Origin of the sequence: Prosthecobacter sp. (genome assembly GCF_020439865.1) — a bacterium.
Lineage (GTDB): Bacteria > Verrucomicrobiota > Verrucomicrobiia > Verrucomicrobiales > Verrucomicrobiaceae > Prosthecobacter.
The window spans coordinates 1-5,197 of sequence record NZ_JAGRPF010000107.1 but is presented as its reverse complement, the minus strand read 5'-3'; the positions used below and the strand labels follow the sequence as shown (position 1 = coordinate 5,197).

The window sequence follows — 5,197 nt, the reverse complement described above, 5'->3', positions numbered from 1 at the left end:
ATGCCATGATCCAGACCGGGGATTGCGCCGAGACTCTCTTTTTCATTTCTTTTCAAGCGCACAGCATGAGCGTGATCCAACTCCCCATCTACCAGCCTTTCGGCGGCATGCCTCCCCAGATTACGGCTCCATGGCTGCCCGGTCTGGAGATCAGTCCGGCGAAGGCAAAGAGTTAGGCGCCGAAGGCCGGAGCCCTCATCCCATTCAGAAGCAGAGAAGGGCTCTCAACAGGAAGGGCGGTGGCTGCAGCGTTCCGGGGCAGGCGTGGAATGCGACAAATCGTGCCCCTGTCAGTGAGTGAACCCGGGACGCGGTCGGTGGATTCCCCCCGTGCTTCAGGGCGGTTTCCGCAGTCCTGCGCGCACAAATTGGGGCAGGCGTTGGTGAAGAACGATGTTTTTGTCGTTCTGCAAGGTGGGTCCCGGGGTGCTGCGTCCCCCGGCAATGCTCCGTTCCAACATGGTCACCATGGCGGCCACGCGATCCGGGTGGGCGTCGGCGAGGTTGTGATCTTCATGGGGGTCCTCGGCGAGGTTGAACAACTGGACGAAGGGCGCCTTCTTGAAGTCCTCACGACCGGGCTGTTTGCCAAAGTCAGCCAGGGCTTTTTTCCAACTGGCGGTCATGAGCGGTTCGATGAGCCATTGGTCGTCCGCACCACTTCCCGGGCAAAGGCAGAGTTTCCAGTCGCCATCGCGCACCACAAAACACTCCGTCGCCGACTGCATGATGAGTTGCTGACGCGGCAATAGCGCCTGCGGATCACGCAGGACACCGGCAAAGCTTGTCGAATCCGGTGCCTCGTCCGGATCCAACGTGGCACCGGACAATTCGGCGAAGGTCGCCATGAGGTCGTTCAGCCCCACCAGGGCATGGCTGGTGCGGCCAGCTTCGATGACCCCGGGCCAGTGGGCGATCAGCGGCACACGCAGCCCGCCTTCGTAAACGCTGAACTTATATCCGCGGTGAGGGCCGCTTGGGAAGTGCCCTTTCTCTTCCAAAAGATGAATCTGGCCCGGAGTAGCTTTGAGAATGTTGCCTGCGTAACACGCCGCGCCGTGATCGGAGGAAACAAGAACCAGAGTGTTGCGGTCGAGGCCCTGCTTCTGGAGCGCACGCATCACCCGCTCTACCGAGTGATCGACCTCCATGACGAAGTCGCCATAGACGCCGAGTTTGCTTTTTCCTCTCCAATTCGAGCTTGGGCTGATCGGCGTGTGCGGGCCGGTGAGCGCGAGGAACAAAAAGAAAGGCTCCTTCGCGCTCTGCCTGGCGAGGTAGGACTCCGCTTCCGTGTAGAAAGTTTCCAGAACCTTGTGATCCTCGAAATCCTTCTCCGCCGGTCCGATGCGATTGAAGGCACTCCAGCCCTTCTGTGCCGTGATCTCGCCCTGCCATACATGGTTCCGCGCAAAGGCGTAGGGGAACATGTCGAGCGACCCGGGAAGGATAAAGCTCTGCTCGAATCCGAACTGCACCGGGCCGTAGCTCAGCGGTTGGGAGTAGTCCACATTGTCCGGCCCTTGCGTCTTGCCATCAAAGGTCGGCATGATCGTCCCGAGATGCCATTTGCCGATGTAGCCGGTCTGGTAACCTGCGCGTTGGAATACTTTGCCCAGCGTTGACTTCTCCGTGCCGGGGCGTGGACCACAGAAGCCCCACGGCCCGTTGTTCGTCGGTGGGCCAAAGCGCCATTCATAGCGTCCCGTCATGATCGCCCGCCGGGTGGGACCGCACACGGAGGCGCTGGCATGCGCATCGGTGAAACGCAGTCCACCCGCGGCGAGCGCGTCGATGTTCGGCGTGTCAATCAGGCAGCGGTCACCGCCGTAGCACTTCGTGTCACCGATGCCGAGATCGTCGGCGAGGATGAAGACGATATTGGGACGCTCGGCCGCAGGCAGCGTCGAGGTGAAGAGGGCAAAGAGGACGATGGCGTATTTCATACGAAATGAAGCTTCCCGCGCGGGGACTCTTAGCCGCAGAGGTTCTAATAAGCAAAAATGCACCACGGCATAGGTCAGCCTTCGGTGTCTTTTCCTTTTGAGTCAACAGAACAGCCACCGCGAGGCGTTCCTCGTCGTTCCGCTCCGCGTTCCCTCAAACGCAGGCGAAAGGGAGGGAATCCACCCGCTCAGAAGCGAATCCCCAATCTCTCCGCCACGCGCTGCGGACGTCGCAGGGCTTCGCTCATTCTGGCAGCTTCATCCGGACCACGCAGGTCCTTGCAGGCCGGGTGAGCTTCCGGTGAGGCGATCACACCGAGCTCGTGGAGGATGTGGGCAGTGCTGTGCTTGTAGGCGGAGGCACTCATCCGTTCATCGAGGCGGAATACTTGATCTTCCAGCGATTGGAAGGCCTCAAAGACCTTGTAAACCCGGGTGTCAAAATGCCCCGTGCCGGTGGGATAACGCTTCTGCGGCGATTCATCGCTGAGCCACATGTCCTTGGCAGCGCAGATGAGCGGCGCACCACTGACCGCAGCACCGATCAGCAGCGGCAGCCCGAGTTTGATTGCCGTGGCGATGCCAAAGTCATCCCCACTATGCGGTGCGAAATCGAGACCCAAATCGCGACACATCGCCGCCCAGTAGAGTAAGTGAGGTTCGTCCAGCGTGCTGATTTTCCCACCCACGAACTTGGGATGTTGCGCCAGTTGATGGAGCAACCATGGCCCAAAAGGTTTCGCCCAAGGCACGAAGGCCGGCTCCAGTGCATGAACGATACCGGGACGAATCAACCACTCGGCGATCTCATAATAGGCATCGCGGCAGGGCTCGGGTTCGAGCGCGCTGAGCCACTTGGAGGTCATCAGCATGACCTCGCAGTTCTCGTGCTGCTGGACGATGTCGATGAGCGGGCGATAGCGTTCGGCCTTGAAGCCAGTATCGTTTTCAGCCCCACGCGCGGTGACACCGGCGACGAACTTGGTGCTGGGAAACTCGGCTCGAAAACGACGCAACACCTCAGCATAGAGATCGTCATCGAGATCAAAAATGTAGCCAGTGTCTGCATTCAGCACCACCACCAGTTCCACACCGAAGCGATCCGCGGCGCTTTGCATCCAGCGGATGCTGGAGATGAAGCCAGCCCAGTCGGGCGTTTGATCCCGGAACGGCAGTAGAGCGGCAGCGCAGAGACGGGCTTTGGTGTTGTGGTCGATGAGGGCTTCCTCACCCGTCCACGCCCATTGGGTGTCGAGCCAGGAAGTGTTCGGAGTGAGATCGGCAGGGTTTGAGATGAGTGATTTCATGAGACGAGTGGTTCTACGTTGAGCCATTTGCGCTGCGCCCAGCTCTGGAGGCCAAGTTCGGCGAGTTGCACGCCCTTGGCACCTTCACGCAGGGTCCAGGGGAACGGTGAATCGGTGGCGACGTGCTTCAAGAACTCCTCCCACTGGATCTTGAAAGCGTTGTCGTAAGTGGTGGTGTCTGGGACCTCCTGCCAGCCTTCGAAGAAGTTAATCGGTTGGTCAATGTCAGGATTCCAAATGGGGCGCGGCGTGGTGCCGATGCTCTGCACCCAGCACTTGCGCAGTCCCACAATCGCACTGCCATGCGTGCCATCGACCTGCATCGTCAGCAGATCATCGCGCCGCACCCGCACGGTCCACGAGCTGTTGAACTGGCAGATGACGCCGTTTTCACATTCGAAGGTGGCATAGCAGGCGTCGTCGCTGGTGCAGTCATAGGGCTTGCCGCTTTCATCGATGCGCTTTGGCAGGTGGGTTGCGCCCAGGCAGTTGACGGCCTTCACTTTGCCAAACAGATCGTCGATGACATAGCGCCAATGGCAGAGCATGTCCACGATGATGCCGCCACCGTCTTGCTTCCGATAGTTCCATGAAGGACGCTGCGCAGGCTGATCGCCATCTTCACCGGTGAAGACCCAGTAGCCGAACTCGCCGCGCACACTGAGGATGCGGCCAAAGAAACCTTGGTCTCGCAGGGTGCGGAACTTGCGGATGCCGCTGAGCCACAGCTTATCCTGCACCACGCCGTTTTTCACCCCGGCATCCTCGCAGAGCTTCGCCAAACGCAGAGCTTCCGCAGTCTCCACCGCCGTTGGTTTTTCGCAATAGATGGCCTTCTTTGCCTTCACCGCCTTCTCGACGAAGCCCGCCCTTTGCAAGGTGCCGCTGGCATCAAAGAAGATCTGATCATCAGGATTCGCCAAAGCCGCATCCACATCCGTCGTGAAGCGTGTCACGCCCGTGCGAGCCGCCAGCGCCGCCAGTTTGTCATGGTTGCGTCCCGTCAAAATGGGGTCCGGCATGAGGATCAAATCATTGCCGACCTTCAGTCCACCTTGATCGCGAATCGCCTTGATCGAGCGGATAAGGTGCTGATTGGTGCCCATGCGTCCCGTGACGCCGTTCATGATGATGCCGATGCGTTGTGTTTTCATTCGATCAGGATTGGTAAAGATTGGCGTAACTGGAAGCGATTTGATCGAGAAAGCGGTGCTGGTCAGTGGCCCAGAGCCGGTCGGAAAAGATCTCGACCTCGCGATGGCCCGTGAAGCCCGTGGCATCCACCCAGTCGCTGATTTCGCGGATGTTGATGCAGCCTTCGCCCATCAATCCGCGGTCGTTGAGGAGGTCCATGGTAGGCGTTCTCCAGTCGCAAATGTGGAAGGCATGGAGGCGGCCCGTCTTCCCTGCAAGATCAATTTGTTGCTTCAACTCTGGATCCCACCACACGTGATAGACATCGACCGCAATCCCCACTGTTGGGGGGGAACCCAGCGCATCGCAAACCTCATGCGCCTGTCGCATCGTGTTCACCGCACTGCGATCATCGGCATACATCGGGTGCAGGGGCTCGATGGCGAGCTTAACCCCGGCCTTCTCCGCAGCAGGCAACACGGCAGCGATGCCATCGGTGATCTGTTTCCGTGATTCCACCAGGCTCTGCCCGGGAACCGAACCGCACACCAGCACCAAGACCGGGGCTCCGAGCGCGTGCGCCTGCGCGATGGCTTTGAGATTGTCGTCGATGGCAGTTTGGCGATCTGCGGCATTCCTGGCAGGGAAAAATCCGCCGCGGCACAGACTGATCACGTCCAGCCCCGCATCCGCTGCCTGACGCCGCACATCCGTCCCATTCCTCCCCTCCAGCGCTTGCCGCCAAATGGTGATCCCTGTCACGCCGCGCTTCGGGAACTCAATGAGGCATTCCTCGATGGTGAGGGGCTT

At 59.8% G+C, this 5,197-nt stretch carries 4 protein-coding genes; all 4 read right to left on the bottom strand.

Translation table 11 applies throughout. From position 1 onward, the window contains the following. Nucleotides 1-335: 335 nt before the first annotated feature. Nucleotides 336-1,946 (bottom strand): arylsulfatase, encoded by a 1,611-nt coding sequence (locus KDL09_RS11995; protein WP_294385160.1) that lies wholly within the window; start codon nucleotides 1,944-1,946, stop codon nucleotides 336-338. 188 nt (nucleotides 1,947-2,134) lie between these two features. Further along, on the bottom strand, nucleotides 2,135-3,253 hold the full coding sequence (locus KDL09_RS11990; protein ID WP_294385158.1) for a hypothetical protein: 1,119 nt from the start codon (nucleotides 3,251-3,253) through the stop codon (nucleotides 2,135-2,137). Further along, nucleotides 3,250-4,407 carry a Gfo/Idh/MocA family oxidoreductase gene (locus KDL09_RS11985; RefSeq protein ID WP_294385155.1) on the bottom strand — a complete coding sequence of 386 codons (1,158 nt, stop codon included), beginning with the start codon at nucleotides 4,405-4,407 and terminating at the stop codon, nucleotides 3,250-3,252. The genes KDL09_RS11990 and KDL09_RS11985 overlap by 4 nt, the downstream gene beginning before the upstream one ends. A gap of 4 nt (nucleotides 4,408-4,411) precedes the next feature. Further along, the coding region (locus KDL09_RS11980; protein WP_294385153.1) for a sugar phosphate isomerase/epimerase family protein at nucleotides 4,412-5,197 on the bottom strand (786 nt) is incomplete at its 5' end.

Coding starts and splice junctions, on each gene's coding strand:
- KDL09_RS11995 (WP_294385160.1), bottom strand. CDS start 1,946: ATGAAATACGCCATCGTCCTCTTTGCCCTCTTCACCTCGACGCTGCCT.
- KDL09_RS11990 (WP_294385158.1), bottom strand. CDS start 3,253: ATGAAATCACTCATCTCAAACCCTGCCGATCTCACTCCGAACACTTCC.
- KDL09_RS11985 (WP_294385155.1), bottom strand. CDS start 4,407: ATGAAAACACAACGCATCGGCATCATCATGAACGGCGTCACGGGACGC.